Source organism: Anaeromyxobacter paludicola (assembly GCF_023169965.1).
Classification (GTDB): domain Bacteria; phylum Myxococcota; class Myxococcia; order Myxococcales; family Anaeromyxobacteraceae; genus Anaeromyxobacter_B; species Anaeromyxobacter_B paludicola.
In genome coordinates this window covers 2,543,563-2,567,768 of record NZ_AP025592.1, presented here as the reverse complement: position 1 = coordinate 2,567,768, position 24,206 = coordinate 2,543,563, and the positions used below count along the sequence as shown (strand labels likewise).

The window sequence follows — 24,206 nt, the reverse complement described above, 5'->3', positions numbered from 1 at the left end:
CGAGCGATGATCTAACCGCCCGTCGCTGCTAGGACTTCCGAGAGTACCAGCCGGGAGGGGAGCCTTCAACCCGGAAGGGGCCGCTCGCGGCGGTGAGGCCCCCCCGAGGCGCCCCGGCAGGCTGGACGCCAGGGCGCGGCGTCACATCCCGCGCGGCGTCTCCCACCAGAGGTCGGGCTTGGCCGGCGGATCGCGCGGCGTCGGGGCGGCGCCGTGGGCGGTGAGGTCGGCCACCACCTCGTCGATCACGCGGGGCAGCGCGGCGCGGACCGGCTCGGAGAGGCGGACGCCGAGGTCCACCACGTCGGGGATGACGCCGATGAGCTTCACCTCGGAAGGCGCCACGCCCATGAAGTCGGCGGTGAGGAGCGCCTCGCGCAGGCCCGGCTCGTGGGGGCTCATCGCCACCATGGGCGCCTTCTCCATGAGCTTCGCCCGGTCGTAGTAGCGGAACTCGCCCGGCTGGCCCTTGGCGCGCACCACGTCCACGACGAGCAGCGTCTCGTGCCCGGCCATGTAGGCGGTGAGGTCCACGCCGGGCGTGCCGGCGTCGATGAGGGTCACTTCCTCCGGGAAGGTGAAGCGGGCCTCCAGCTCCTTGATGACGTGCGAGCCGAGGGCGTCGTCGCCCATGAGGACGTTGCCGATGCCGAGAACCAGGATGCGGGCCATGGAGGTACCTCGTAGCAAGCCGGGGAGGGAGAGCACAAGCGCCGGCGCCACCCGGCGCCGTTCTTCGCGCGGGAGGGGCCCCCGCGCAGCGGGGGAGGGCAGCGCCCTCCAGGGCGGGCGAGCTTCGCCGGAGGCGAAGCGCAAGGGACCCGCCGAGCGGAGGGTGGGGCCCCGACGGCTTCGCCGGCGGGGCGGGACAGCATGTCCCGTGTAAATGTCCGAGCTTCGCCGGAGGCGAAGCGCAAGGGACCCGCCGAGCGGAGGGTGGGGCCCCGACGGCTCCGCCGGCGGGGCGGGACAGCATGTCCCGTGTGAAAGCCGGACAGCATGTCCCGTGAAACTGAAAAGGGCCGGAGCGACGTCGCTCCGGCCCCAGGTTCAGTCGAGCGCGGTCAGGTGCCTACAGCACCTTCACCGTGACCTCGTTGCCGTCCTCGTCCACCGTGTGGATCGCGCAGGCGAGGCACGGGTCGAACGAGTGGATCGTGCGGAGCGCCTCGAGCGGCTTCTTCGGGTCGGCGATGGGGTTGCCGACGAGGGAGGCCTCGTAGGGACCCATCACGCCCTTCTCGTCGCGGGGACCGGCGTTCCAGGTCGAGGGCACCACCGCCTGGTAGTTGGCGATCTTGCCGTCGGTGATGACGCACCAGTGCGAGAGGAGGCCGCGCGGCGCCTCGTGGAAGCCGACGCCCTCGATCGTGCCCTTCGGGAAGTGGGGCTCGTTGTAGGTGGCGGTGTCGCCCTTGCCGATGTTCTCGACGAGGAGCTTCCACTGGGCCTGGGCCTGCTCGGCCATGACCGCGGCGCGGATGCAGCGGGCGGCGTGGCGGCCGAGGGTGGACTCGAGGACCGCGGGGGTGAGCTTGGCGCCGGCGAGCTTGCCGGCCACCTCGAGGCACTTCACCGCCCAGCGGGTCATCGGCTCGTTGCCGGAGGCGACGGCGACCAGCACCGCGGCGGTCGGGCCGACCTGCATCGGCTTGCCGTCGAAGCGGGGCGCCTTCACCCAGCTGTACTTGCCCTCGGGATCCCACTTGCCGTTGAACGCCGGCTTGGTCTCGCCCTTCCACGGGTGGAGGGCGTTGGCCGAGTTGGCGTAGTAGGCGCGGGCGGTGTCCTCGACCACGTTCTTCTTGAAGTAGTCGTCACCGAACTTGGTGATGGGCTTGAGCGACTTGAGGTCGCTCGCCATGAGGGTGCCGCCGGGGAGCGCGAACTTGGTGCCCTTGCCGTCGAGCGGGATCTCGGGGGCGGCGAGGTAGTTGTTGACGCCCTTGCCGTAGCCGAGCCAGTCGGGGTAGTGCGCCGCGACCGCGCAGACGTCGGGGAAGTACACCTGCTGCACGAAGGTGGTGACCTCGTCGAGGAGGTCCTTCACCTGGTACAGCTTCTCCATGTTCAGCGTCGCCGGGTTGTCCAGGTTGATGGCGTTGGCGACGCCGCCGACGGCCAGGTTCTGGATGTTCGGCGTCTTGCCGCCCAGGATCGCGACGATCTGGTTGGCCTTCCGCTGGACGTCGAGCGCCTGGAGGTAGTGCGCCACGGCGAGGAGGTTGATCTCCGGCGGGAGCTTCATCGCCGGGTGGCCCCAGTAGCCGTTGGTGAAGATGCCGAGCTGGCCGGCCTTCACGAACGACTCGAGCTTGGCCTTGACGGCCGTGAGCTCCTGGACGCTGTTCAGGTGCCAGTCGCTGATGCTCTGGCCGATCTGAGCAGCCTTGGCCGGATCGGCCTTCAGCGCGCTGACCACGTCCACCCAGTCGAGCGCCGACAGGTGGTAGAAGTGCACGATGTGGTCGTGGAGCGAGTGCGCGCTCACGATCAGGTTGCGGATGTACTGGGCGTTGATCGGGATCTCGAGGTTGAGAGCGTTCTCGACCGAGCGCACGGAAGCCATCGCGTGCACGGTGGTGCACACGCCGCAGATGCGCTGGACGAAGACCCACGCCTCGCGCGGGTCGCGCCCCTTCACGATCTCCTCGATGCCGCGCCACATGGTCCCGGTGGACCACGCCTTCGCGACCTTGCCCCCCTCCACCTCGACGTCGATGCGGAGGTGCCCCTCGATTCGGGTGACTGGATCGATGGTGATTCGCTGGCTCATTTAAGCACCTCTACCGGCTGGCAGCCGACCGGACCTGGTCGGCGCCGACGTTGGAGTGACGGTGGGCGTCATCGACGACCACGACAGGGAACAACCTGGAGACGAAGATGAACACCGCGATGCCGATGGCCGCCATGCCGATGGTGACGATCGTCTCGCCCATCGACGGGAAGTACTCCCAACCCTCGCCCGCGTTGTAGCAGGTCAGGTAGGCGTCCACGCGCCAGAGCGCGCCGGCGGCGATGGCCATGAGGGCGGCCGCGAAGAGCCGGCCCCGGTTCTGCTGGACCTTCGGCGAGAAGAACATGAAGGCCGGGACCAGGAACAGCGCCATCTCCAGCACGAAGAAGAACAGGTGGTGGTCGAGGCGGCCGAGGTAGTGCAGCTTGCCCTGCACCACGATGTCGCCCAGGCGGATCGCGCTGAAGAGGAACAGCAGGCCGCCGTTCACCTTCGACATGTCCGCGAAGAGCGCCTGGTCGTACTTGGCCTTCCAGGTCATCCCCAGGATGTTGGTCAGCACCACCACGGTGCCGTAGCCCATCGAGAGGCAGGAGATGAGGGCGAGCAGCGGCAGCGCCCAGGTGTGCCACAGCGGGTCCACCTTGGTGGTCGCGATGAGCATCAGGCCGCCGAGGGAGCTCTGGTGCATGGTCGGCAGCACCACCGCGAGGGCGATGACGAACGGCATCGCCTTCGAGAGCCGCTGGCCCCACTTCGCGCCGAAGCGCGACCAGCCCGGCGACTTGCTCGACGCCGCGCCGTCCAGGACCGCCGGGAGCACCTCGACCCAGAGCACGAGCACGTACGAGATCACGCAGACGGCGACCTCGAGGAGCACCGAGTTCAGGTTCCAGATCGGCACCGCCGGGAGCCAGTACGCGTTCCAGTACCGGCCGAGGGCGATGACGATCGAGGAGCCGCCGAGCGAGTAGGCGATGGCGCCGACGAGCACGGCCGGGCGGACGTAGGGGTGGTACTTGCCCTTGTTGAGCAGGTAGCAGAGGAGGCCGACCGAGTAGGCGCCCGCACCGATGCCGGTGAAGACGACGACGTTGATCGGCTCCCAGATGCCCCAGGCGTAGCCGTCGGTCATGTTGCTGACCGGGCCGATGCCGGTGAAGAAGCGGTACACCATGACCACCGCGGCGATGCCGAAGAGGCCGAGGAGGATCTTCATCGTGGGATCGAGCAGCTTCCCGCCGATGGCCTTGGGATGTGCGTGGGCGCTCATCTACTTCCCCTCCTCGTGGTGCTCCGCCTCTTCTTCCTTCTTCTTGTTCCGGTGGATCAAGAAGGCGGCGGTGGCGTACAGCGCGATGGGCGTGACGCCGTGCAGGTACGGCGTGTGGGAGACGTGCTCCGAGAACGAGGCGGCCGAGTGCTCGGGCAGCTCGGGGAGGCCGAGCTCCTGGAAGCTCACGCTCGCCGGGGCGAGGTAGAGCACCTGCGTGCCGCCGCCTTCCTTCTCACCGTAGACCTTGGCGTTGTAGCGCTTGGGGTCGGCGGCGATGCGCTTCTTGGCGATGGCCAGCAGCTCCTCGCGCTTGCCGTAGATGACGGCCTCGCGGGGGCAGACCTCGCAGCACGCCGGGTTGGCGACGGCGAGGGGGCCGGTCTTGTTCTTGTCCGCGCGGTGCTTGCAGAGCTCGCACTTGACGATGCGCGGGAGCGGATCGAACCACTCGAACTTGGGCACGTTGAACGAGCAGGCGATCTGGCAGTAGCGGCAGCCGACGCAGGTGTACTTGTCGTACACCACGATGCCGGTGCCCTTGTTCTCGCCCTCGAACGAGCGGGTGCCCTCGCCCTCCTTGTGTAGCGCGCCCATCATGCAGACGGACACGCAGGAGGGCTCGACGCAGTGCATGCACTGCTGCTTCATGAAGGCGAAGCGCTCGCCGTCCTTGAACACCTTGATGATGTTCTTGGTCTGGCCGTTCAGGTCGCTCGGCGCGTCGTAGACGGCCTTCTCGGTGCCCTGCATGGCGGACTGGTCCACCGGAAGCTGGTTGGCTTCCTTGCACTTCGTCACGCAGGCGCGGCAGCCGACGCAGAGGGTCGAGTCGTAGAGCATGCCCACCGCGTCCGGGCGATGCTTGGACTCGTGCTCCGACGCCTCCGCCTTTCCAGCGAGGGCCGTGACGGCGCCGGCTGCCCCGGCTGCCGCGGCCCCCTTGAGGAGGGATCGACGGGAGATGCGCATGGGCCTACTCCCTTTCCTCGTGCTTCTCCGACTCGGCGGTGAGCTTCTTGCTCGCCACGACGCCCGCGCCGACGATGGCGCCGACGGCGAGGCCGCCGAGGCCGACCGCGGCCGGGCCCACGACGCTGTGGTCGGGGTGGATGGCCGGGTAGGTGCCGGGAGCCGTGGGGCGCTCCACGTCGATGGTGGTGTGGATCGGCACGCGGAAGGCGACCTGCTGCTCCGTGCAGCCGACGCACGGGTGGCCGATGCCGACCGGCCAGGCGCCCGGGACCTCACAGAAGGGCAGCAGCGAGCAGTTGGCGTGGGTCGCCGGGCCCTTGCAGCCGAGCTTGTAGAGGCAGTACCCGGCGCGGTGACCGTCGTCGCCGAACTTCTGGGCGAAGCGGCCGGCGTCGAAGTGCGGACGGCGCGGGCAGTCCTCGTGGATGGTGCGGGCGTACGCGAACTCGGGGCGGCCGAGCTTGTCGAGCTTCGGCAGCGTCTTGAACGTGGCGTACTGCAGGACCACGCCGAGCAGGTTGTACGGGTTGGCCGGGCAGCCCGGCAGGGTGACGACCGTCTTGCCCTTGAGGATCATCGGGGCGCCGGTGGCGTCGGTGGGGTTCGGCTCGGCCGCGGCCACGCCGCCGAAGCTGGCGCAGGAGCCGAGGGCGATGATGGCGCCGGCGTCGGCCGCCACGCGGTTCAGCGTGTCGATGGCGTTCTTGCCGCCGACCTGGCAGTAGATGCCGCCGTCCTTGCGGGGGATGGCGCCTTCGACCACGAGGACGTACTTGCCCTTGTTGGCCGCGATCGCCTGCTCCATCGCCTCCTCGATCTGGTGCCCGGCCGCCGCGAAGAGCGTCTCGTGGTAGTCGAGCGAGATGAGGTCGAGGATCACCTCGGCGACGCCGGGGTGAGAAGTGCGCAGGAGCGACTCCGTGCAGCCGGTGCACTCCTGGAAGTGCAGCCAGATGACGGACGGCTTGGCTCCCCCTGCCGCCTTCTCCGCCATCTGCTCGCCGGCCCAGGCCGGGAGGCCGACCGCGCCAGCGGCGATCGTGCAGACCTTCAGAAAGTCTCTACGAGAAACACCCTTCGCTTCCAGCCGGGCGAGAAGATTGTCCCCGGAGCTCGAATTGTCCATTAGCCCTACCTCCGTGGGCCGGCAGATTAGTCGGTGCAACATAAAAAGCAACCGCCGAGCCCCGACTCTGCGTGATCTCCATCAACGGTCCCGGATGGAGCCCACGAAAGCGAGAACGCCCCGTAAATCGAGGTGTTTCTTGATGTGCGCCCGAGTGGAGAAACGTCGGCGAATTGACGGAGAGCAAGAAAAAAAGAGGCCGACCGATTCTCGAGTCGACCGCCTTCGGATAATCGACTCGTCCGGGCAGGCATCGTGGACCAGCGCACACCATATTGCGCAGCCCCGCCCGTCGGCGTTTCCCGTTGACACTGTGGGTCACACCGTCGAGAAGCGGAAGGACCATGACCACCCCGCGTACTCGCAAGGTGCAGCGCTACGGCTGGATCCCCGATCTCCCCGACCACCGCGACCTCGCCTGGAGCGCGCCGCCCGAGGCGGTGGCGGCGCTGCCCGCGGCGGTGGACCTGCGGCCCGGGTTCGCGCCGCCGTACGACCAGGGAGACCTCGGCAGCTGCACCGCCAACGCGGTCGCCGCGGCGTTCCAGTTCGCGCGCCGCAAGGAGGGGCTCACCGACTTCATGCCGTCGCGGCTCTTCGTCTACTTCAACGAGCGCGTCATCGAGGGGACGGTGAGCGAGGACTCCGGCGCGATGCTGCGCGACGGGCTCAAGTGCGTGGTGCAGCAGGGCGTCTGCCCCGAGCGCAGCCGGCCGCCCCGGGACTGCGATTGGCCGTACGATCCGGCGCACTTCGCGACCCGGCCGCCGCAGCGCTGCTACGAGGTCGCGCTCGACTTCCAGGTGCTCCGCTACAAGCGCGTGGCGCGCTCCGTCCCGCAGCTCAAGGCCTGCCTCGCCGCCGGCTTCCCCTTCGTGTTCGGGTTCGCGGTGTACGAGAGCTTCGAGACCGCCGAGGTGGCCCGCACCGGCGTGGCGAGCCTGCCCGGCCCGAAGGAGCGGATGCTGGGGGGACACGCGGTGGTGGCGGTGGGGTACGACGACGCCGCGAGGCGGTTCCTGGTGCGGAACTCGTGGGGCGAGCGCTGGGGGCAGGCCGGGTACTTCACGCTGCCGTACGCGTACCTCGAGAGCGAGGGGCTCTCGGCCGACTTCTGGACCATCCGCCAGACCGAGTAGGCCGCGCCGGAGGCGGTGCGGGGCGATTGCGCTCAGAGTGATTGTCACGCGGAGTGCAAAAGACCTTTTGCCCTCCGGCATCGCAATCCGGACGATTGCGCCGCGCAATTCCGGCGGTCCTGCGGCCGAACCTCCCCGGCTCCGGGGATGCACTCGGAGTTCACCCGTACGGGTGGCGAACGGGTCCGAGTCGTGACCCGTACGGGGAGTGAGCCGGGTCGCGGCGGCGCGGCGGGTCGCGTCGCGGCTCAGGCGGCGGTGGAGCCGAGGTAGGCGCGCCGGACACCCTCGTCGCGGAGGAGGTCGCGGGCCGGCCCCGAGAGCCGGATCCGGCCCTGCTCGATCACGTAGCCGCGGTCGGCCACCTCGAGGGCGCGGTAGGCGAGCTGCTCCACGAGCAGGATCGTCACCTGGCGCGCCTGCTTCAGCCGCTCGACGAGCCGCATCACCTCGTCGATGACGACCGGCGCGAGCCCCATCGACGGCTCGTCGAGGAGCAGGAGCTTCGGCTCGGAGACGAGCGCGCGGGCGATGGCGAGCATCTGCTGCTCGCCGCCGGAGAGCGTCCCCGCGAGCTGATCCCGCCGCTCGGCGAGCCGCGGGAAGGTCTCGTACATCGACGCGATCGACGCGGCCACCGCCCGCTTCTCGCCGCGCCGCAGGCGCAGGTAGGCGCCGAGCTGGAGGTTGTCGGCGACGGTCTGCGTGGCGAACACCTTGCGACCCTCCGGGACGTGCGCGATGCCGAGCGCCGCGATGGCGTGCGGCGCCACGCCGGCGAGGCTGCGCCCCTCGAAGCGGACCTCGCCCGCCGCCGGGCGCAGGAGCCCGGAGATGGTCTTGAGCGTGGTGGTCTTGCCGGCGCCGTTCGACCCGATGACCGCCACCAGCTCGCCCGGGGCCACCTCGAGGTCGAGCCCCTTCAGCGCCAGGATCCGGCCGTAGGCGACCTCGAGCCCCGAGACCTGCAGGAGCGCCGTCATGCCCGCACCGTCCCCGCCTCGTCCGTGGGCGGCTCGAAGCGCCCGATGGCCGAGGCGTGCTTGCCGAGGTAGGCCTCCTGCACGGCCGGATCGTCCTGCACCGCGCGGGGCGCGCCCTCGGCGATCTTCTTCCCGAAGTCGAGCACCGTCACCTCGTCGGAGACGGCCATCACCATGTCCATGTGGTGCTCGATGAGGAGCACCGCGATGCCGGCGGCCTTGATGCGCCCCACCAGCGCGCTCATGGCCTCGATCTCGCCGCCGGTCAGCCCGGCCGCCGGCTCGTCGAGGAGGAGCAGCCGGGGCGCGAGGGCGAGGGCGCGCGCGATCTCGAGGAGCCGCGCCTGGCCGTAGGGGAGGTTCCGCGCCAGCTCGAACGCGCTCCGCTCGAGCCCCACGAACCGGAGCAGCGCGTACGCCCGCGCCCGGAGCGCCCGCTCCTCGCGCCGGGCCGCCGGGGTGCGGAGCGCCACCTGCCAGAGCTTGCAGTGGAAGGAGGCGTGCAGCCCGACGAGCACGTTCTCGAGCGCGGTGAGGTCGCCGAAGAGCTGCAGGTTCTGGAAGGTCCGGGCCATCCCGGCGCGGGCCCGCTCGTGCGGCGGGAGCCTGCCGAGGGCGCGGCCGCGGAAGGAGATCCCGCCCGAGGTGGGGACGTAGAGCCCGGTGAGGAGGTTCACGGTGGTGCTCTTGCCGGAGCCGTTCGGCCCGATGAGCCCGCGCACCTTCCCGGGCGCGACCTCGAAGCTGAGGCCGTTCACGGCGGTGAGGCCGCCGAAGCGCATGGTGACGCCGTCGAGCGCGAGCGAGGGGGCGGCGGCCGCGCCCGGCGGCGGCGGCTCGGGGAGCACCGCCAGGCCCCGCGACGCGTCCTCGAGCGCCGCCCGCTCCGCCTCGAGGTCCTTGCGCGTGAACGGGGCGAGGGCGCGCCGCACCAGGCCGGCGATGCCGGCGGGCAGGAAGAAGAGCACCACCAGCAGCAGCGCGCCGTAGACCATGAGCCGGTAGTCGGCGAAGGCGCTGAAGACGTCGGGCAGCACCACGAAGACCGACACGCCCACCAGGTTGCCCAGGATGGAGCGCACGCCGCCGAAGATGAGGGCGATGAGGAACTCCACCGAGAGGTTGTAGGAGAAGGTGTTGGGCGCGATGTACGCGTCGAGCTGGGCGAAGAGGCCGCCGGCGAGCCCGGCCACGGCCGCCGAGATCACGAACGCCCAGATCTTGTAGTAGGGGCGCGAGATGCCGCAGCAGCTCGCCGCCACGCTCGAGTGCTTGATGGCCTCGAAGGCGCGCCCCCAGAAGCTCCGCCCCAGGTTGTGGAGGCCATAGAGCACCAGCGCCAGGAACGGGTAGACCACCCAGACGAAGTGGTTCCCGGACAGGTCCACGCCGAAGGCGCGGAGCGGGAGCAGGGTCACGCCCTTCGTGCCGTTGGTGAACCGCTCCTGCTCGTTGATGAAGGTGTAGACGATGAGCCCGTAGGCGATGGTGATGACGGCGAGGTAGGGGCCCGACGATCGCAGGGCGGGGAAGGCGAGCACGAAGCCGGCGAGCGCGGCGAGGAGCACGCCGGCCGCGAGGGCGACCAGGAACGGCAGCTGCGGGAAGAAGGCCACCGAGCTGTCGGGGTTCACCTCGGGGGTGGCGGTGAGCATCGCCACCGTGTAGGCGCCGATGGCGAAGAAGCCGGCGTGGCCGATCGAGACGTCGCCGATGTAGCCGACCACCAGGTCGAGCGAGGCCACGAGCAGCGTGTAGATCATGATGCGGCAGGCAAGCCCGTGGACGTAGTAGGGGCTCTCCACCAGCACCGGCAGGAGGAGCGGCAGCGGGAGGAGCAGGGGCCAGAGCCGGCGCATCGCGGGGTCAGACCTTCCGGATCGCGGCCTTGCCGAACAGGCCGGACGGCTTGAAGAGGAGCAGGAGGATGAGGAAGGCGAAGCCCGGGATGTCCTTGTAGCCGGTGGAGACGAAGCGGGCGGTGAGCGCCTCGGAGAGGCCGATGACCAGGCCGCCCACCACCGCGCCGAGCCCCGACTCGAGGCCGCCGATGATCGAGGCCGAGTAGGCCTTCACGCCGAGCACCGTGCCCATGGTGGCGGAGACGAGCGTGATGGGCGCGACCAGGAGGCCGCCCACGGCGGCGATGGCCGCCGAGAGCGCGAACGAGCCCAGGATCACCTTCTTCTGGTCCACCCCCATGAGGCTCGCGGTCTCCTTGTCCTCCGAGACCGCCACCACCGCCTTGCCGAGGAGGGTGCGCCGCTTCAGGAACTCCACCCCGGCGACGATGGCGAGCGACACGGCGATGATGAGGATCTCCTGGGGGTAGATCCCGAGGCCGCCCTGGACCGAGCCGTCGGCGGCCCGGTGGCCGAGGAGCCGGAGCGGCGCGTCGCCGAGCGGGGAGCGCATCTTGAAGTCGTCGGTGGACCAGAAGACCTCGGCCGCGTTCTTGAGGATGATGCCGAACGCCAGCGTCGCCAGGATCCAGGCGTGCTGCGAGCGGGTCCGGAGCGAGGGCTCCACCGCCACCTTGTGCAGCACGAGGCCGGTGACCGCGCCCACCGCGATGACGCCCGCCACCGGGTAGAGGAACGGGTGGCCCTGCGTCATGTAGAGGACGTACCCCACCACGCCCCCCACCATGAGGATGTTGCCGAGCGAGAAGTTGAGCGTCCGCGAGGTGGAGAAGGTGATGTTGTAGCCGAAGGCCACCAGCGCGTAGATCATCCCCTGCGCCACGCCGCTCCAGAGGAGCTGCAGGGTCTGCACGGGGGCCCCCTACTTCTTCGCCGTGGCGCCGGGCGGCACCACCTTGCCGCCCTTGACCACGCCCATCACCACGTTGGCCTCCTTCACCGCCTCGTGGTCCTGCGGCGTGAAGGGCGGGGCGTAGTGGCCGGTGACGCCGTCGTAGGGCGCCTTGAGGTTCTCGAGGGCGGCCTTCACCTTCGGGCCGTCGGTCGAGCCGGCCTGCTCCATGGCGAGCTTCAGCAGGTAGAGCGAGTCGTAGCCCTGGGCGGCGGCCACGGCGACCGAGATCGGGCTCTCGTTGAACTTCTTGTGGTAGGCGTCCACGAACTGCTTCGCCTTGCCGCTGGTGGCCCCGGCCTCGATGAAGGTCTGGGGCATGGTCGCGCCGTTGCCGTTCTGGCCGGCGTTGTTGATGAAGGCCGCCATCGAGAGCGTCCAGCTGCCGATGAGGTCGGTCTTCCAGCCGATGCGCTCCATGGAGTTGGCGACCGCGGCGAGCTCGGGGCCGATGCCGTAGGCCAGGATCACGTCGGCCCCGGCGGCGCGCGCCTCCTGGAGCTGCGGCGTCATGTCGGTGTCCTTGATCTTGAACTTGCCGACGTACACCGGCTTCACCCCGCGCTTCTCGAGCGCCTTCTCCATCTTGGCGCGCCCGTTCTGGCCGTAGTTGGTGTCGTCGCAGAGGAGCGCCGGCTTCTTGAAGTGACGGGCGTCGAGCGCCTCCTTCACGATCATGTCCGACTGGACCACGTCGCCGGCGGCGAGGCGGAAGACGTAGTTGTCGGGGTACTGCGGGAAGAGCTCGTTCACCCGCGTGCCGGCCGACACGTTCACGATCATGGGGATCTTCGCCTGCTCGGCGTAGCGGGTGGAGGCGTCGCCCACGCCGGTGTTGGTGGGGCCGAGGATGGCGGCCACGTGCTCGCGGTTGATGAGCTCCTGCAGGATCTGGCCGCCCTTCTCGTTCTTGGCCTCGTCGTCGCGCTCCACCAGCACGACCTTCTTGCCGAGGATCCCGCCCTTGGCGTTGATCTCGTCGGCGGCGAGCCGGACGCCGTTGCGCATCGAGAGCCCCATCCCGGCGGAGCCGCCGGTGAAGGGGGAGAAGACGCCGATCTTGACCTCGCCGCCGGCCGCGGCGAGCAGGGCGAGGGTGAGTGCGAGCGGGTGCATGCGTGTCACCTTTTGGAGAAAAGGGAGGTTTGCGATTCGTTAACCGGCCGCGCGGCGGCTCGCAGGCTCGCAGCGCGCGGATCCCCCACTGAGACGCGGCGCGAGGCCGCCGGCGCGGCAGCGGGAATCAGCGAGGGCGGGCGCGCCTCAGCCCAGCCGGCGCAGCGCCGCCTCGGCCTCCTCGGCGAGCGCCGCGAGGAGCCGGCCCGCCGGCCCGCCGCGCGCGAGCGGCGCCCCCTGGCCCGCCCAGAAGCTCATGAGGTCGGACCGGCCCTGCCTGGCCGCTTCGCGGCGCAGCCCGGCGGTGAGCTGGTTCTGTGCCGGATAGGGGAGGACGTCGGCGCTCGCGGCCTGCTCGCGCATGAACCGGTTCACGAGCCCCCGCGCCGGCTTCCCCGAGAAGGCGCGCGTGAGCCCGGTCGCGTCATCGCCGGGGGCGGCGCGCAGGGCCGCCTTGTGCGCGGCGGCTGCCCCGCTCTCGTCGCAGGCCAGGAACGCCGTCCCGAGCGAGACGGCGCTCGCGCCGAGCGCGAGGCAGGCGGCGATGCCGCGCCCGTCCATGATCCCGCCCGCCGCCACCACCGGGACCTTCACCGCGTCGGCCACCCGCGGCACGAGAGCCATCGTCCCGATGAAGGAGCGCTCGCCCGGTGCGAGGAAGTTCGCGCGGTGTCCGCCCGCCTCCGCCCCCTGCGTCACGACCGCGTCCACGCCCGAGGCCTCGAGCACCTCTGCCTCGGCAGGCGTGGTCGCCGTCGCCATCACGAGGATCCCGGCGTCGTGCAGCGTCTTCACGCGGGCGGGCGGGAGGGCGCCAGAGGTGATCGACAGCGCCCGCGGCCGCAGCTCCAGCACCAGCTCGAGCTGCGCATCGAAGTCGGGTGGCGGCGGCAGGTCGCCCACCGGCCCGAGCCCGAGCTCGTCGCGGTAGGCCTGCAGCCGCGACGCCGCGCGGGCGAGCGGCTCGGCGGGCGGCGGCCAGTCGTGGGGCTCCGGGGCGAAGAGGTTCACCGCGAACGGCGCCTGCGTGCGCCGCCGCACCTCCTCCACCTCGGCCCGGATCTGCTCGGGCGCGGAGTATCCGCACCCGAGCGCGCCGAGCCCGCCTGCCTCCGAGACGGCCGCCGCGAGCGCCGGCGTGGAGGGGCCGCCGGCCATCGGCGCCAGGAAGATCGGGAGCCGGACGCCGAGCCGGTCGGCGAGGTCGCGTGGCCAGGTCATGGCGCTACTTCTTGGCCTTGGCCTTGCCAGCCTTGTCGCCCTTCACCTCGACCGTGGCGGCGGTCATGCGGTACTCGACCGTGACCTTGGCGCCGACCTTGAGGTCGCCCGTGACCTTGGTGTCGGCGGTGCGGGCGATCTCCCACTTCTCCTTCCCCTTCTGCACGACGACCATGTCGTCCGAGACCTCCAGCACCGGCCCCGTCACCTGGTAGGTGTTGGGCTGGCGCGCGGCGGCCGGCAGGGCGAGCGAGGCGAGGACGGCGGCGAGGGCGAGGCGCTTCATGGCGGCTCCTTGGGTGACCGTTGACGGAAGGTGACGTCGGACGGCTTGACTAACCGGCCCGCCTCGCCACGCACCGGCTCGGACGGGGCGCGCCCGCGCAGACCGGAGGGGGCGGGAGGCGAGGCCCGAGGAAGGCCGCTACGAGAGGAGGTCCCTCCCCAGCTTCACCACCAGCGCGAGCACCACCGCCAGCACCACCTTGCGCACGAACGCGTCCCCGCGCCGGACCGCGAGGTGCGCCCCCACCCAGCTGCCGCTCATCTGCGCCACGGCCATCGGGAGCGCCACCGGCCAGAGGACCGTGCCCCGCCAGGCGAAGAGGGCGAAGGCCGCCAGGTTGGAGGCGAGGTTGACCACCTTGGCCCCCGCCGACGCCTGCGCCAGCCCGTCGCCCAGGAGCGCCACGAAGGCCACGATGAGGAAGGTGCCGGTCCCGGGCCCGAAGAAGCCGTCGTAGCAGCCGATGACGAGGGCGATGGCCGCCGCCGTGGGCCCGGGCGGGAGCGGCCGCGCGCGCGGCTTCGGCGGGCCGGGGCGCCGGAAGGCGAGGAAGGCCGCCACCGCCACCAGGAGCCCCAGCACCACCGGCTTGAGCGCGGCGGGGGAGAGGAGGAGCACGAGCCCCGCGCCCAGGAGCGAGCCCGCGAACCCCGCCGGGAAGGCCACCTTGGCGCGGGCGGCGTCGATCATCCCGGCGCGGCGGAAGCGGAGGTAGGAGGCGAGCACCCCGAACACGGCCTGGCCCTTGTTGGTGCCGAGCGCGAGGTGCGGCGGCAGGCCCGCCGCGATGAGGGCCGGCACCGTGATGAGGCCGCCGCCGCCGGCGACGGCGTCCACGGCGCCCGCCGCGAAGGCCGAGAGGGCGAGCAGGGCGATGGTTCCCGGGGTCACCGGCACAGCCTAGTCGAGAACGGCCCGCCGCGCGGGTGCGGCCGCTCGTCCGCGCGAGCGGGAGCGGCGCCGCGCGCGCCCTGCCTCCGGTGAGGCACCCCCGAACGAAGAGCGGCGCGCCGAGCGCGGCTCGCGCCGGATGGGAGTAGACTCGCCGCCCATGCCCGTTTCCCTGGCGTTCCACTCTTCCCGCTTCGGCTGAGGTCCCGTCCCGGGGCTCGCCTGAGGGACCCTGATCGCGCCCGTGCTGGCGCGACTGGAAGCGATCGAAGGCGTCGCCGCCGCCGCCATGGAGGGCTCGGGGCGGTTCGCGCTCGTGGAGCTCGCGGTGGGCGCCGACGTGGAGCGCTGCTGCCACGCGGCGCTCGACCTGCTCGGGCACGGCGCGCGGCTCCTGAGCGTGGAGGAGGCGGAGGTGCAGCGCGCCGCCCGGCGCCGCGGCGAGCGCTGGTACCGCGCGGACGACGCGCTGGAGCTCTCCCTGCTCGAGGGGCGCATCATGTCGGCGCGGATCTCGGCCGCCGTCGCGTCCCCGCTGGGGCTCGACCGCGCCGACGCGGAGCGGCTCGCCGACGAGATCCGGGCGGTCGTCTGGGACTTCCTCGAGGCGGTGCACCGCGGCGAGCTGCCGGCGGGCAGGTTCTTCGAGGCCTGGCCGGGGCTCGCCGAGGTGGTGGCCCGGCGCTGCGCCGCGTTCGCGCCGGGCCGGCACGAGCCCCTCCGGGCGGCGTTGGTGGCGCAGTTCGCCAGGCGGAGCTGACGGGGCCACCGGGCGTGTGACCCCCTCACCGGGACGGCCCGCCCCTCGCCGGCGCGGTAGGATCGTCAGGGGGCTCCCATGGACGCCGTCACCGCGAAGCGGGTCCGCATCTACCTCGGCGAGGACGACCGGGTCGGGCGGGAGCCGGCCCACCTCGCGCTCGTCGAGTGGCTGCAGCGCGAGGGCGCCCGGGGGGCGAGCGCGTTCCGCGCCGTCGAGGGGTTCGGCGGCGGGGGCGAGCTGCACGTGAGCCACCTCGTGGACGTGGCGCGGCGGCTCCCGATCCTGGTGGAGTGGGTGGACGACCCGCGGGTGGTCGACCGGCTCCTCACCCGCGCCTGCGCCCTGGTGCCGCGGGCGCTCGTGACGGTGGAGACGGTGGAGGTGGCGCAGGGGCCGCTGCGGCTGCGGCCCCTGCCGCACCGGCTCACCGCCGCCGACGTCATGACGCGCGAGGTGGCGTCGGTGCCGCCCGGGGCGCCGCTCCGGGAGGTGGTGGAGCTCGCGCTCCGCGCGCCGTGGCGCGGCGTCCCGGTGGTGGAGGAGGGGCGGCCGGTCGGCATGATCACGGGCGGCGACCTGGTCACCCGCGGCGGGCTCCCGGTCCGGCTCGACCTCCTGCCCGCGCTCGACACGCCCGAGCTGTCGCGCCTGCTCGAGCGGCTCGGCGGGGAGGGGCGCACCGCCGCCGACGTGATGAGCCGGCCCGCGGTGGCGGTCGGCGCCGACATGCCGCTGCCCTGGGTGGCGGAGGTCATGGCGCACCGCAAGCTGAAGCGGGTGCCGGTGGTGGATCGCGAGGGGCGGCTGGCCGGCGTCGTGACCCGGCTCGACCTGCTCCGGAGCGTGGCCGGCGGCTTCTCGGCGGGCGAGGTCCCGGCCCGCGAGGCCTGGGTGGAGGCGGGCGCGCCGATCCGGGCGCTGGTGCGGCACGACGTGCCGGTGCTGCCCCCCGACGCGCCGCTGCCGGAGGTGCTCCGGGCGGTGCTCTCGACGCCGGTCGGCCGCGCCATCGTGGCCGGCGCCGGCGGGCGGGCGCTCGGGGTCGTGAGCGACGCCGCGCTGCTCGACCGCGTGACGCCCTCGTTCCGCGCGCTGGCGCTCCAGTCGCTCACCCGCCGGGCGCCGCCGGCGAGCCTCGAGCCCGCCGAGCTCGCGGGCGAGCAGCACGCGCTCGCCCGCACCGCGTCCGAGCTGATGGGAGACGCGGCGCAGGTGCGGGAGGACGGGACGCTCGCCGAGGCGGTGTCGCTGTCGCTCGAGGGCGGCCACGACCTCCTCTGCGTGACCGACGGGGAGGGGCGGCTGGTCGGCGCCCTCGACCGGGCCGATCTCCTGCGCGGGCTGGTCGGCGCGGGCCCGCGCGAGGGCCGGTGAGCCGCTCCGGTCCCACGCCCCCGCGGTGAGCCGGCGCGGCGCGCGCCCGGCGCGGTCGGGGGCTCAGGCCGCGCTGGCCGCGGCGGCGGGCCGGGCCAGCGCCGGGGCGAGGCAGGTGGCGTCGCGCCCCTGCTGCTTGGCGCGGTAGAGCGCGGCGTCGGCGGCGCGCACCAGCTCGTCGGCGCCCACCTGCGCCCCGCTCGCCATGAACGCCGCGCCGAGCGAGGCGGTCATCCGGACCTCCACCGGGCCGGCGGACGGCTCGCGCAGCGCCGGCGCGGTGAGCAGCGGCGCCGCGGCGATGCGCCGGCGGAGCCGCTCGGCCACGGTGAGCGCGCCGGACCAGTCGGTCGCCGGCATGAGCACCGCGAACTCCTCGCCGCCGAAGCGGGCGCAGACGTCGAGCGTCCGCAGGGTGGTGCGGAGGATCCCGGCGACCGCGCGGAGCGCCGCGTCGCCGGCCTGGTGCCCGTAGCCGTCGTTCACCCGCTTGAAGTGGTCGAGGTCCACGAGCAGGAGCGAGAGCGGACCGCCGTAACGCCGGGCGCGCGAGAGCTCCTGCGCGAGCCGCTCCTGGAGGTGGCGGCGGTTGTGGAGCCCGGTGAGCGGGTCGGTCGCCGAGAGCGCGGCGAGCGCGGTCGTCGCCTGGTGCAGCCGATCCTGCGACGCCTGGATGCGGAGCATGGCGGCGACCCGGGCCACCACCTCGAGCGCGTGGACGGGGCGCGAGAGGAAGTCGTCCGCGCCGGCGCGAAGGGCCGCCACGCGCTGGGCCACCTCCTCGTCGCGCGAGACCACCAGGACGGGCACGAAGCGGGGCAGCGTCCTCGCCTTGAGGGCCCGCAGCAGCTCGATCGCCTCCGCGTCGGCGCGCGCCACGTCGAGCAGCACGAGGTCGGGCGGGGCGTCGCTGAACGCCTGCCGGAGCGCCCCCGCCGCGCCCGTCGCGCGCTTCACCTCGCACGAGGAGCCGGAGAGCATGCTGGCGAGGTCGTCCGCCGGGGAGGAGAGCTGGGCGAGGAGGATGCGCGAGGACATGGCGGGGAGTGGCTTTGCACGGCGCGGACCAGCCGAGGAGGTCCGCGAGATCCTGGCGGATTCGGGCCGCGGGTCCCTCGATCGTGGCGTGTCAGGAAATTGGATCCGACGGGTAGGTCAAGGTCGGCACGCCAACCACCTGACGCGGCGCCCCGGGTCAGGCCCTCGGGTCAGACCCGCCGGCGCGGGTCGGCGCAGCCGCAGCCCGCCGAGGTCAAGTGGCCGGATTCACGGGCGGGGCCGGCTGGCCTGTCCCCTGCAATCCCGACGCTGCAGGAGGGCGCGTGGACCAGTGGGTCAACATCGACGGAAAGTGGACCGCCGCCCTGGCCGACGCCTTCGGCGAGCAGCGCCGGCCGCTCATCGAGGTGCGCGAGTTCGCGCCCGGGCGCTGGTCGCTCTCGGTGACGCTCTCGGACAGCAAGGTCGTGATGCGCTGCGCCGCCTACCAGGACCAGACCGCGGCGCAGCTCGCGGCGGTCGAGCTCGCGATGAAGTCGCTGCGCGACCAGCACCGGACCGAGCTGGAGCGCCTATGGCGGCGCACCCTGCGCGACCGCTCCCTGCGGACCGCCTGATCCGGCGGGGCGCCGGCCCCACCCCCGCCCCGCGGCCAGGGCCCGGTCCAGCGCCGCGTCGTGCCCGTAGACGTCTTCGAAGAAGCGCGCCGTCCCGTCCTCGCCCACCACCGCCGTCCCGTACACCAGGAGCACCGGGATGGCGCGCGTCAGCCGCACGCGCCGGGGCTCCGGCCCGGCCATCGCCGCGGCGATCCGCGCCCGCGGCCAGTCGGGCAGCCCGCGCAGCACCCACTCGGCGAGCGCCAGCGGATCCTCGACCCGGACGCAGCCGTGGCTCAGGTCGCGCCGCCCGCGGGCGAAGAGCGCCACGGCCGGGGTGCCGTGCAGGTAGATCCCGTGGGGGTTCGGGAAGACGAACTTCACCGCGCCGAGGGCGTTCTTCGGCCCGGGCCGCTGCCGCAGCCGGAGGGTGCCGGCGCGGAGCGCCTGGAGCCCGGCCGGATCGAGCGCGCGAGCCGCCACCCGGCCCTGCCGGTCCACGAGCTCGTAGCCCTCGCGCTCGAGGAGGCCCGGGTCGCGCGCGAGCCTCGGGACGAGCTCCTTGCGCTGGATGCTCGCCGGCACGTTCCAGGCCGGGCGGAAGACCACCTCGGTCAGCGACGCGGCGAGCGCCGGGGTCTGGAGCCCGTAGGCCTTGCCCACCACGACCTTCATCGCCACCCGCCGGCCGCTCCCCGGATCGCGGGCCGTGAGCTCGAAGGCCGGGATGTTGACGACCATCGGCGGGGCCTCGAAGCGGCGCGGCAGCCAGCGCCAGCGCTCGAGGGTGAGCTCGAGCTTGTGGACCTCGGCGACGCGGGCCGGATCGCCGCCGGCCGCGAGCCGCCGCCGCTCGGCGAGCGCGGCCAGGGTCCGCCGGTAGGCCGCGAAGGGCGGCTCGAGCTCCGCGAGCGCCGCCGCCGGGTCCGGCCCGGCCGCGAGCCGGTCGCGGACGAAGGCCAGCAGGTCGAGCGCCGGGGCGCCGGGGAAGGCGGCGCGGAGGTCGGGCCGGCCGGGCACCGGACGGCCGCGGGCGAGGTCGGACGCGTAGCGCAGCGCGGCCGCGGTGAGCGCCTCGTCGAAGCGCGCGCGGGGCTCCGGCGCCGCGGGGGACCGCGCCAGCTCGGAGAGCCGCTCCGCCCAGCGGGGGCCGTCGTAGTCGTCCGGGACGAGCCCCTTCTCCCCGGCCCGGCGGAGCGCGTCCACGACGGCCAGGGCCTGCGGCGTGGGGCCCGCGGGCGAGAGCCAGAGCTCCTCCGGCGACGCGAGCCCGGGCGCCGCGCCGAGCGCCAGGAGCAGCCAGCCCGCGCCGAGCCCTCGCATGCGCTCCCCCGGGCGCGATCGTACGCGAGCCGGCCGGCGCGGCGCGCCGGAGCGCTTGGGTCTGCTCCCGGCGGGGCCTCACCAGCGGCGGACGCGCCCGGTGTCCACGTGGACGAAGTCGGCGGCGGGGTAGTACCCGACGCCGCCGCGCCGGAGCCCGAGCGCGAGGGCGCGCAGGTCGCTCGTGGGGACGCCCGGCAGCCGGAGGTCGATCGCCTTGCCCTCGAGGTGCAGGCTGTGGACGGCGACCCCGGCGCTCCGCTCGTGGAGCATGGCGTTGGTCCAGGGCGAGCGGTAGCCGGAGACGATCTCGAACGTCCCGAGGGGGCGCCCCGCCGCGCGCGCCAGGGCCCAGAGCACGTCGAGCACCCTTGGGTCCATGGCGTGCACCTCGCCGGTCCGGAAGTCGCGCAGGAACCGATCGACCTCGGCGAGCGCCTTCGGCAGCACCTCGCCGCCCTCGGCGTAGGTGACGTCGAGCCGCTCCCCGGTGTGCGCGTGGAGCATGCGCAGCCGGCGCGCGGCCGGCACGAGCGCCAGCGCCGGGCGCGCGGCGAGGGCGAGCGCCGCGCCGACGCCGGCGCGGAGCAGGGCGCGCCGGCCCAGGGCGGCGCGGGCCGAGGGATCGTCGTTCATGGGATGGGATCCAGAGCCGGTGAGGATGCGGCGCGCGCCGCCGGGGTGCAATCGCCCCGACGGACGCCGCACCGTCGGGGGAACCCGCGGCGTCACTCGAGGCCGAGCGCCCGCATCCGCCGCCAGAGGGTGCTCCGGCTCATGCCCAGCGCCTGCGCGGTCTCGGCCCGGCTCCAGCGGTGGGCCGCCAGGGCGGCCTGGAGCGCGGCCCGCTCGTCCACCGCCCCCTCGCCGGCGGCCGGCGCGAGCGGGAACCTCGGCTCGGCCCGCGGCGGCTCGGGGTGGGGCGCGATCCCGAGCACCTCCGGCGGCAGGTCCTCCGGCTGGAGCGTCTGGCCGCGGCAGACGGTGGCGGCGTACTCGAGCGCGTTCTCCAGCTCGCGCACGTTGCCCGGCCAGTCGTGGGAGAGGAGCGCGCGGAGCGCGTCCGGCGAGAAGCGCAGCTCGCGCCCGGTGCGCGAGCCGGTGCGGGAGAGGAGCACGCGCGCGATGGGCTCGATGTCCTCGCGGCGGGCCCGCAGGGGCGGCAGCTCCACCGGGAAGACCCGGAGCCGGTAGTAGAGGTCCTCGCGGAAGGTCCCCGCCGCCACCGCTCGCCGGAGGTCGCGGTGGGTGGCGGCGATGATGCGCGCGTTGGTGCGGCGCGGCTCGTCGTCGCCGACCCGCTCGTAGGTGTGCTCCTGCAGGACGCGCAGCAGCTTCACCTGGAGGTGGAGCGGGACGTCGCCGACCTCGTCGAGGAAGAGCGTCCCGTCCTGCGCCGACTCGAAGCGGCCGGCCCGGTCGCGCACCGCCCCGGTGAAGGCGCCGCGGGCGTGGCCGAAGAGCTCGCTCTCGAGCAGCTCGTCCGGCAGCGCCGCCGCGTTCACCGCCACGAAGGGCCCGTTGCGCCTGGGCGAGTGGGAGTGGATCATCCGGGCCAGCACCTCCTTGCCGGTGCCGCTCTCGCCGCTGATGAGGACGGTCGCGTCGCCGTGCTGGAGCGTCTGCACGAGCCGGAACACGCGCGCCATGGCCTCCGAGCGGTAGGCGACGCCCGCCCCGGCGAGCGGCCCGACCGACTGCAGGGGGTCCTCCTCCGACGGGCGCAGCACCACGAGGTAGACCGCGTCGCCGTCGCAGACGCCGTGGGGATCGTGCTGCAGCGGGACCGCGGTCACCGAGAGCAGCCGGGACTCCTTGGAGGTGCGGAGGAGGGCGCGCCAGCCCTCGCGCCGCTCACCGGCGAGGAGCGCCTGCCGGAGCGGGCCGCCCTCGCCGAACAGGTCGGGGCCGAGCACCGATTCGATCGGCTCGCCGCGGAGGCGCGTCGCCGCCCCCGCCCCGAGGAGCGCGTCGAGCCGGTCGGAGGCGTGGCGGACCCGGAACTGCCGGTCGAGGGCGAGGCAGACCCGGCCCAGCGAGCCGAAGGCGGCGTTCACGGCGGCGAAGGCGATTTCGTGCGGGTCGGTGGGGCAGCTCGGGGCCATGCGGGTTCCCTCCGCTGCGTGGGAGCCAGCGTGCGACGAAGCGGTTCACGCCGAGACACGATGTTGCAAGCGGACTGAAACGGGGCGTCGCGACCGCGGCGGCGCCGCGGGCGCAAGTGGCCGCCGTTCCTCGGGGACCGGGCCCGGCACGCCGCGCGCAAAGGGAGCCGCCGTGGTCCCCCCGCGCATGCACTCCAGAGGAAGGAGCGTCCAGTGGCCCTGACGCGCCGGCAGTTCATCCAGATCGGCGGCGCCGCCGTGGGCGGAGGCGTCGTCGCCTCCGGCCTGGCGAGCCGCTGGTGGGGCCTCGACCGGAACCGGGTCGAGGATCCCGGCACCGACGGCGACCGCGTGGTCGCCTCGTACTGCGAGCTCTGCTTCTGGGGCTGCGGGGTGCTGGCGCACGTGAAGGACGGGCGCGTCACCAAGGTCACCGGCAACCCCGACCACCCGCTCTCGAAGGGCCGGCTCTGCCCGCGCGGCGCCGGCGCGACCGGGCTGCTCTACGATCCCGACCGCCTCAAGCGGCCGCTCGTCCGCACCCAGAAGCGCGGCGCGGACGTCTTCGAGGAGGTGAGCTGGGACGCCGCCCTCAACAAGGTGGGCGAGGGGCTGCTCGAGCTCAAGCGGCGCCACGGCCCGGAGGCGCTGGCGCTCTTCAGCCACGGCTCCGGCGGCACCTGGTTCAAGCACTTCATGAAGGCCTGGGGCTCGCCGAACGTCGGCGCGCCCTCCTACGCGCAGTGCCGCGGGCCGCGGGAGGCGGGCTACCTCCTCACCTACGGCACCCCGCTCGGCTCGCCGGAGCCGATCGACCTCGCCCACGCCCGGGTCATCACGCTCATCGGGAGCCACCTGGGCGAGAACATGCACAACACCCAGGTGCAGGACCTCGCCGACGCGATCGGCAGCGGCGCGCAGCTCGTGGTGGTGGACCCGCGCTTCTCGGTCGCCGCCTCCAAGGCCCGCTACTGGCTGCCCATCCGGCCGGGCACCGACATCGCGCTCCTCCTCGCCTGGATGAACGTGCTTGTGGAAGAGAAGCGCTGCGACGCCGAGTACCTGGCCCAGCACGCCAACGGCCTCGAGGAGCTGAAGGCGCACGTGGCCGGGAAGACGCCGGAGTGGGCCGCCGCCATCACCGGCGTGAAGGCCGAGCTCATCCGCGACTCGGCGAGGTTCATCGCCGCGGCGCGGCCGGCCTCCCTCATCCACCCCGGCCGCCACACCACCTGGTACGGCGACGACACCCAGCGGGCCCGCGCCATGGCCATCCTGGCGGCGCTGCTCGGGAGCTGGGGCCGGCGCGGCGGCTACCTCACCTTCAACAAGATGGGGCTCCCGCCGTACAAGGTCGGGAAGGAGATGCCCCACGGCGGCAAGGGGGCGGCCGACAAGCCCCGGAACGGCGGCTACCCGGTGGCCGGCGAGGTGATCGCCTCCGGCCTCTGCGACGCGGCCACCCCCGGCCACGCGCTCTACGATCTCAAGGGCTGGATGGTCTACGGCTGCAACCTCATCCAGGCCCTCCCGAGCCGCAAGCAGACCATCGAGGCCATCCAGAACCTCGACCTGCTGGTCTCGATCGACGTGCTGCCGGCCGAGATCTGCGGCTGGAGCGACGTGGTGCTGCCGGAGTGCAGCTACCTCGAGCGGGAGGACGACGTGCTCGCGCCGCCCTGGCGGGAGCCGTTCCTGGCGCTGCGCCAGGAGGCGGTGCCCCCGCTCCACGAGTCGAAGCCGGGCTGGTGGATCGCGAAGGAGCTGGCCGGCCGCGTCGGACTCGGCGACTACTTCCCGTGGAAGGACGCCCGCGAGTACGTGGACGCGCGGCTCACCCTCGGGCGGCACGACGTGGCCGAGGCCCGGCGCCGCGGCGTGGTGCTCGGCAAGGTGGGGCCGGTCTGCGAGGAGGAGGGGCTCGCCATCGAGCTCGGGACCGACTCGAAGAAGATCGAGCTCCACAGCGAGGAGCTGAAGCGGCTCGGCTTCGACCCCATCCCCAACTACGTCCCGCAGGAGGAGGGGCCCGCGGGCCACTTCCGCCTGCTCATGGGGCGCGCGCCGACCCACACCTTCGGCCGCACCGTCAACAACCGGCTGCTCGCCGAGCCCTACCCGGAGAACGAGGTCTGGGTGAACGCCGAGGCGGCGAAGGCGCTGCCCGGCTTCCCGGGCCCGCTGCGGAACGGCGAGCGGGTCTGGCTCGTGAACCAGGACGGCGCCCGCTCCGGGCCGGTGCGCGCCAAGGTCACGCAGCGCATCCGGGACGACTGCGTGTTCCTCGTCCACGGCTGGGGGCAGGGGGCGAAGCGGCTCCGCTACGCCCACGGGAAGGGCGCCTCCGACGCCGAGCTCGTCACCCGCTACAAGGTGGACCCGATCATGGGCGGCACCGGGATGAGCGTCAATTTCGTCCGGCTCGAGCCGGTGGGGAGGACCGCGTGAGCGAACGGGAACTCGAGCGACCGGCGCCGGAAGG

Annotated in this window: 21 protein-coding genes; 5 read left to right on the top strand and 16 right to left on the bottom strand. The window is 73.1% G+C overall.

Features of this window, described 5'->3' with window-relative positions; translation table 11 throughout:
• Positions 1 to 141 precede the first annotated feature (141 nt).
• The 5 genes from AMPC_RS11710 to AMPC_RS11690 all read right to left on the bottom strand — a co-directional run bounded on the left by AMPC_RS11710 (position 142) and on the right by AMPC_RS11690 (position 6,111).
• Positions 142 to 672, bottom strand: a complete 531-nt coding sequence (locus tag AMPC_RS11710) for a HyaD/HybD family hydrogenase maturation endopeptidase (RefSeq protein ID WP_248340870.1) — start codon at positions 670 to 672, stop codon at positions 142 to 144.
• 400 nt (positions 673 to 1,072) lie between these two features.
• Positions 1,073 to 2,776, bottom strand: a complete 1,704-nt coding sequence (locus AMPC_RS11705; protein WP_248340868.1) for a nickel-dependent hydrogenase large subunit — start codon at positions 2,774 to 2,776, stop codon at positions 1,073 to 1,075.
• 10 nt (positions 2,777 to 2,786) lie between these two features.
• On the bottom strand, positions 2,787 to 4,010 hold the full coding sequence (locus tag AMPC_RS11700) for a polysulfide reductase NrfD family protein (RefSeq protein WP_248340866.1): 1,224 nt from the start codon (positions 4,008 to 4,010) through the stop codon (positions 2,787 to 2,789).
• The gene (hybA, locus tag AMPC_RS11695; RefSeq protein ID WP_248340864.1) at positions 4,011 to 4,982 is read right to left on the bottom strand and encodes a hydrogenase 2 operon protein HybA; all 972 of its coding nucleotides are present in this window, start codon (positions 4,980 to 4,982) and stop codon (positions 4,011 to 4,013) included. It abuts the gene before it with no gap.
• A 4-nt stretch (positions 4,983 to 4,986) separates the two neighbouring features.
• Positions 4,987 to 6,111 (bottom strand): hydrogenase small subunit, encoded by a 1,125-nt coding sequence (locus tag AMPC_RS11690; protein WP_248340862.1) that lies wholly within the window; start codon positions 6,109 to 6,111, stop codon positions 4,987 to 4,989.
• 344 nt (positions 6,112 to 6,455) lie between these two features.
• Between AMPC_RS11690 and AMPC_RS11685 the strand changes: the two genes are divergently transcribed.
• Entirely contained in the window at positions 6,456 to 7,250 is a 795-nt protein-coding gene (locus AMPC_RS11685; RefSeq protein WP_248340860.1) for a C1 family peptidase, read from the top strand.
• A 248-nt stretch (positions 7,251 to 7,498) separates the two neighbouring features.
• Here the strand turns inward: AMPC_RS11685 and AMPC_RS11680 are convergent, their stop codons facing one another.
• The 7 genes from AMPC_RS11680 to AMPC_RS11650 form a co-directional block, all read right to left on the bottom strand.
• The gene (locus tag AMPC_RS11680; protein WP_248340858.1) at positions 7,499 to 8,233 is read right to left on the bottom strand and encodes an ABC transporter ATP-binding protein; all 735 of its coding nucleotides are present in this window, start codon (positions 8,231 to 8,233) and stop codon (positions 7,499 to 7,501) included.
• Entirely contained in the window at positions 8,230 to 10,092 is a 1,863-nt protein-coding gene (locus AMPC_RS11675; RefSeq protein ID WP_248340856.1) for a branched-chain amino acid ABC transporter ATP-binding protein/permease, read from the bottom strand. The genes AMPC_RS11680 and AMPC_RS11675 overlap by 4 nt, the downstream gene beginning before the upstream one ends.
• Before the next feature lie 7 nt (positions 10,093 to 10,099).
• Positions 10,100 to 11,008, bottom strand: a complete 909-nt coding sequence (locus AMPC_RS11670; protein ID WP_248340854.1) for a branched-chain amino acid ABC transporter permease — start codon at positions 11,006 to 11,008, stop codon at positions 10,100 to 10,102.
• A gap of 9 nt (positions 11,009 to 11,017) precedes the next feature.
• Positions 11,018 to 12,163 (bottom strand): ABC transporter substrate-binding protein, encoded by a 1,146-nt coding sequence (locus tag AMPC_RS11665; RefSeq protein ID WP_248340852.1) that lies wholly within the window; start codon positions 12,161 to 12,163, stop codon positions 11,018 to 11,020.
• Positions 12,164 to 12,310: 147 nt separating this feature from the next.
• Positions 12,311 to 13,384 carry an NAD(P)H-dependent flavin oxidoreductase gene (locus AMPC_RS11660; protein WP_248340850.1) on the bottom strand — a complete coding sequence of 358 codons (1,074 nt, stop codon included), beginning with the start codon at positions 13,382 to 13,384 and terminating at the stop codon, positions 12,311 to 12,313.
• 4 nt (positions 13,385 to 13,388) lie between these two features.
• On the bottom strand, positions 13,389 to 13,670 hold the full coding sequence (locus AMPC_RS11655; RefSeq protein ID WP_248340848.1) for a hypothetical protein: 282 nt from the start codon (positions 13,668 to 13,670) through the stop codon (positions 13,389 to 13,391).
• Between the two features lie 138 nt (positions 13,671 to 13,808).
• The gene (locus AMPC_RS11650) at positions 13,809 to 14,567 is read right to left on the bottom strand and encodes a sulfite exporter TauE/SafE family protein (protein WP_248340846.1); all 759 of its coding nucleotides are present in this window, start codon (positions 14,565 to 14,567) and stop codon (positions 13,809 to 13,811) included.
• Between the two features lie 238 nt (positions 14,568 to 14,805).
• Here AMPC_RS11650 and AMPC_RS11645 point away from each other — a divergent pair, with 238 nt between their 5' ends.
• Complete coding sequence (locus tag AMPC_RS11645; RefSeq protein WP_248340844.1) at positions 14,806 to 15,321, top strand: hypothetical protein; 516 nt, start codon at positions 14,806 to 14,808, stop codon at positions 15,319 to 15,321.
• 78 nt (positions 15,322 to 15,399) lie between these two features.
• Entirely contained in the window at positions 15,400 to 16,698 is a 1,299-nt protein-coding gene (locus AMPC_RS11640; protein WP_248340842.1) for a DUF190 domain-containing protein, read from the top strand.
• Positions 16,699 to 16,761: 63 nt separating this feature from the next.
• On the opposite strand, the gene AMPC_RS11635 is transcribed toward AMPC_RS11640, so the two are convergent.
• A complete protein-coding gene (locus tag AMPC_RS11635) occupies positions 16,762 to 17,736 on the bottom strand; it encodes a GGDEF domain-containing response regulator (RefSeq protein ID WP_248340840.1) in 975 nt (324 codons plus the stop codon).
• Positions 17,737 to 18,020: 284 nt separating this feature from the next.
• Here AMPC_RS11635 and AMPC_RS11630 point away from each other — a divergent pair, with 284 nt between their 5' ends.
• Entirely contained in the window at positions 18,021 to 18,314 is a 294-nt protein-coding gene (locus AMPC_RS11630; protein WP_248340838.1) for a hypothetical protein, read from the top strand.
• Here the strand turns inward: AMPC_RS11630 and AMPC_RS11625 are convergent.
• The 3 genes from AMPC_RS11625 to AMPC_RS11615 form a co-directional block, all read right to left on the bottom strand.
• Entirely contained in the window at positions 18,270 to 19,619 is a 1,350-nt protein-coding gene (locus AMPC_RS11625) for a L,D-transpeptidase scaffold domain-containing protein (RefSeq protein WP_248340836.1), read from the bottom strand. The two genes, AMPC_RS11630 and AMPC_RS11625, sit on opposite strands and share 45 nt — an antisense overlap.
• Before the next feature lie 78 nt (positions 19,620 to 19,697).
• Positions 19,698 to 20,255, bottom strand: a complete 558-nt coding sequence (locus AMPC_RS11620) for a YcbK family protein (RefSeq protein WP_248340834.1) — start codon at positions 20,253 to 20,255, stop codon at positions 19,698 to 19,700.
• Positions 20,256 to 20,347: 92 nt separating this feature from the next.
• Positions 20,348 to 21,724 (bottom strand): sigma-54 interaction domain-containing protein, encoded by a 1,377-nt coding sequence (locus tag AMPC_RS11615; protein ID WP_248340832.1) that lies wholly within the window; start codon positions 21,722 to 21,724, stop codon positions 20,348 to 20,350.
• Positions 21,725 to 21,937: 213 nt separating this feature from the next.
• Between AMPC_RS11615 and AMPC_RS11610 the strand changes: the two genes are divergently transcribed.
• Complete coding sequence (locus tag AMPC_RS11610) at positions 21,938 to 24,172, top strand: molybdopterin-containing oxidoreductase family protein (RefSeq protein ID WP_248340830.1); 2,235 nt, start codon at positions 21,938 to 21,940, stop codon at positions 24,170 to 24,172.
• Positions 24,173 to 24,206: the final 34 nt, after the last annotated feature.

Coding starts and splice junctions, on each gene's coding strand:
- AMPC_RS11710 (WP_248340870.1), bottom strand. CDS start 672: ATGGCCCGCATCCTGGTTCTCGGCATCGGCAACGTCCTCATGGGCGAC.
- AMPC_RS11705 (WP_248340868.1), bottom strand. CDS start 2,776: ATGAGCCAGCGAATCACCATCGATCCAGTCACCCGAATCGAGGGGCAC.
- AMPC_RS11700 (WP_248340866.1), bottom strand. CDS start 4,010: ATGAGCGCCCACGCACATCCCAAGGCCATCGGCGGGAAGCTGCTCGAT.
- hybA (WP_248340864.1), bottom strand. CDS start 4,982: ATGCGCATCTCCCGTCGATCCCTCCTCAAGGGGGCCGCGGCAGCCGGG.
- AMPC_RS11690 (WP_248340862.1), bottom strand. CDS start 6,111: ATGGACAATTCGAGCTCCGGGGACAATCTTCTCGCCCGGCTGGAAGCG.
- AMPC_RS11685 (WP_248340860.1), top strand. CDS start 6,456: ATGACCACCCCGCGTACTCGCAAGGTGCAGCGCTACGGCTGGATCCCC.
- AMPC_RS11680 (WP_248340858.1), bottom strand. CDS start 8,233: ATGACGGCGCTCCTGCAGGTCTCGGGGCTCGAGGTCGCCTACGGCCGG.
- AMPC_RS11675 (WP_248340856.1), bottom strand. CDS start 10,092: ATGCGCCGGCTCTGGCCCCTGCTCCTCCCGCTGCCGCTCCTCCTGCCG.
- AMPC_RS11665 (WP_248340852.1), bottom strand. CDS start 12,163: ATGCACCCGCTCGCACTCACCCTCGCCCTGCTCGCCGCGGCCGGCGGC.
- AMPC_RS11660 (WP_248340850.1), bottom strand. CDS start 13,384: ATGACCTGGCCACGCGACCTCGCCGACCGGCTCGGCGTCCGGCTCCCG.
- AMPC_RS11655 (WP_248340848.1), bottom strand. CDS start 13,670: ATGAAGCGCCTCGCCCTCGCCGCCGTCCTCGCCTCGCTCGCCCTGCCG.
- AMPC_RS11640 (WP_248340842.1), top strand. CDS start 15,400: ATGGACGCCGTCACCGCGAAGCGGGTCCGCATCTACCTCGGCGAGGAC.
- AMPC_RS11635 (WP_248340840.1), bottom strand. CDS start 17,736: ATGTCCTCGCGCATCCTCCTCGCCCAGCTCTCCTCCCCGGCGGACGAC.
- AMPC_RS11625 (WP_248340836.1), bottom strand. CDS start 19,619: ATGCGAGGGCTCGGCGCGGGCTGGCTGCTCCTGGCGCTCGGCGCGGCG.
- AMPC_RS11620 (WP_248340834.1), bottom strand. CDS start 20,255: ATGAACGACGATCCCTCGGCCCGCGCCGCCCTGGGCCGGCGCGCCCTG.
- AMPC_RS11615 (WP_248340832.1), bottom strand. CDS start 21,724: ATGGCCCCGAGCTGCCCCACCGACCCGCACGAAATCGCCTTCGCCGCC.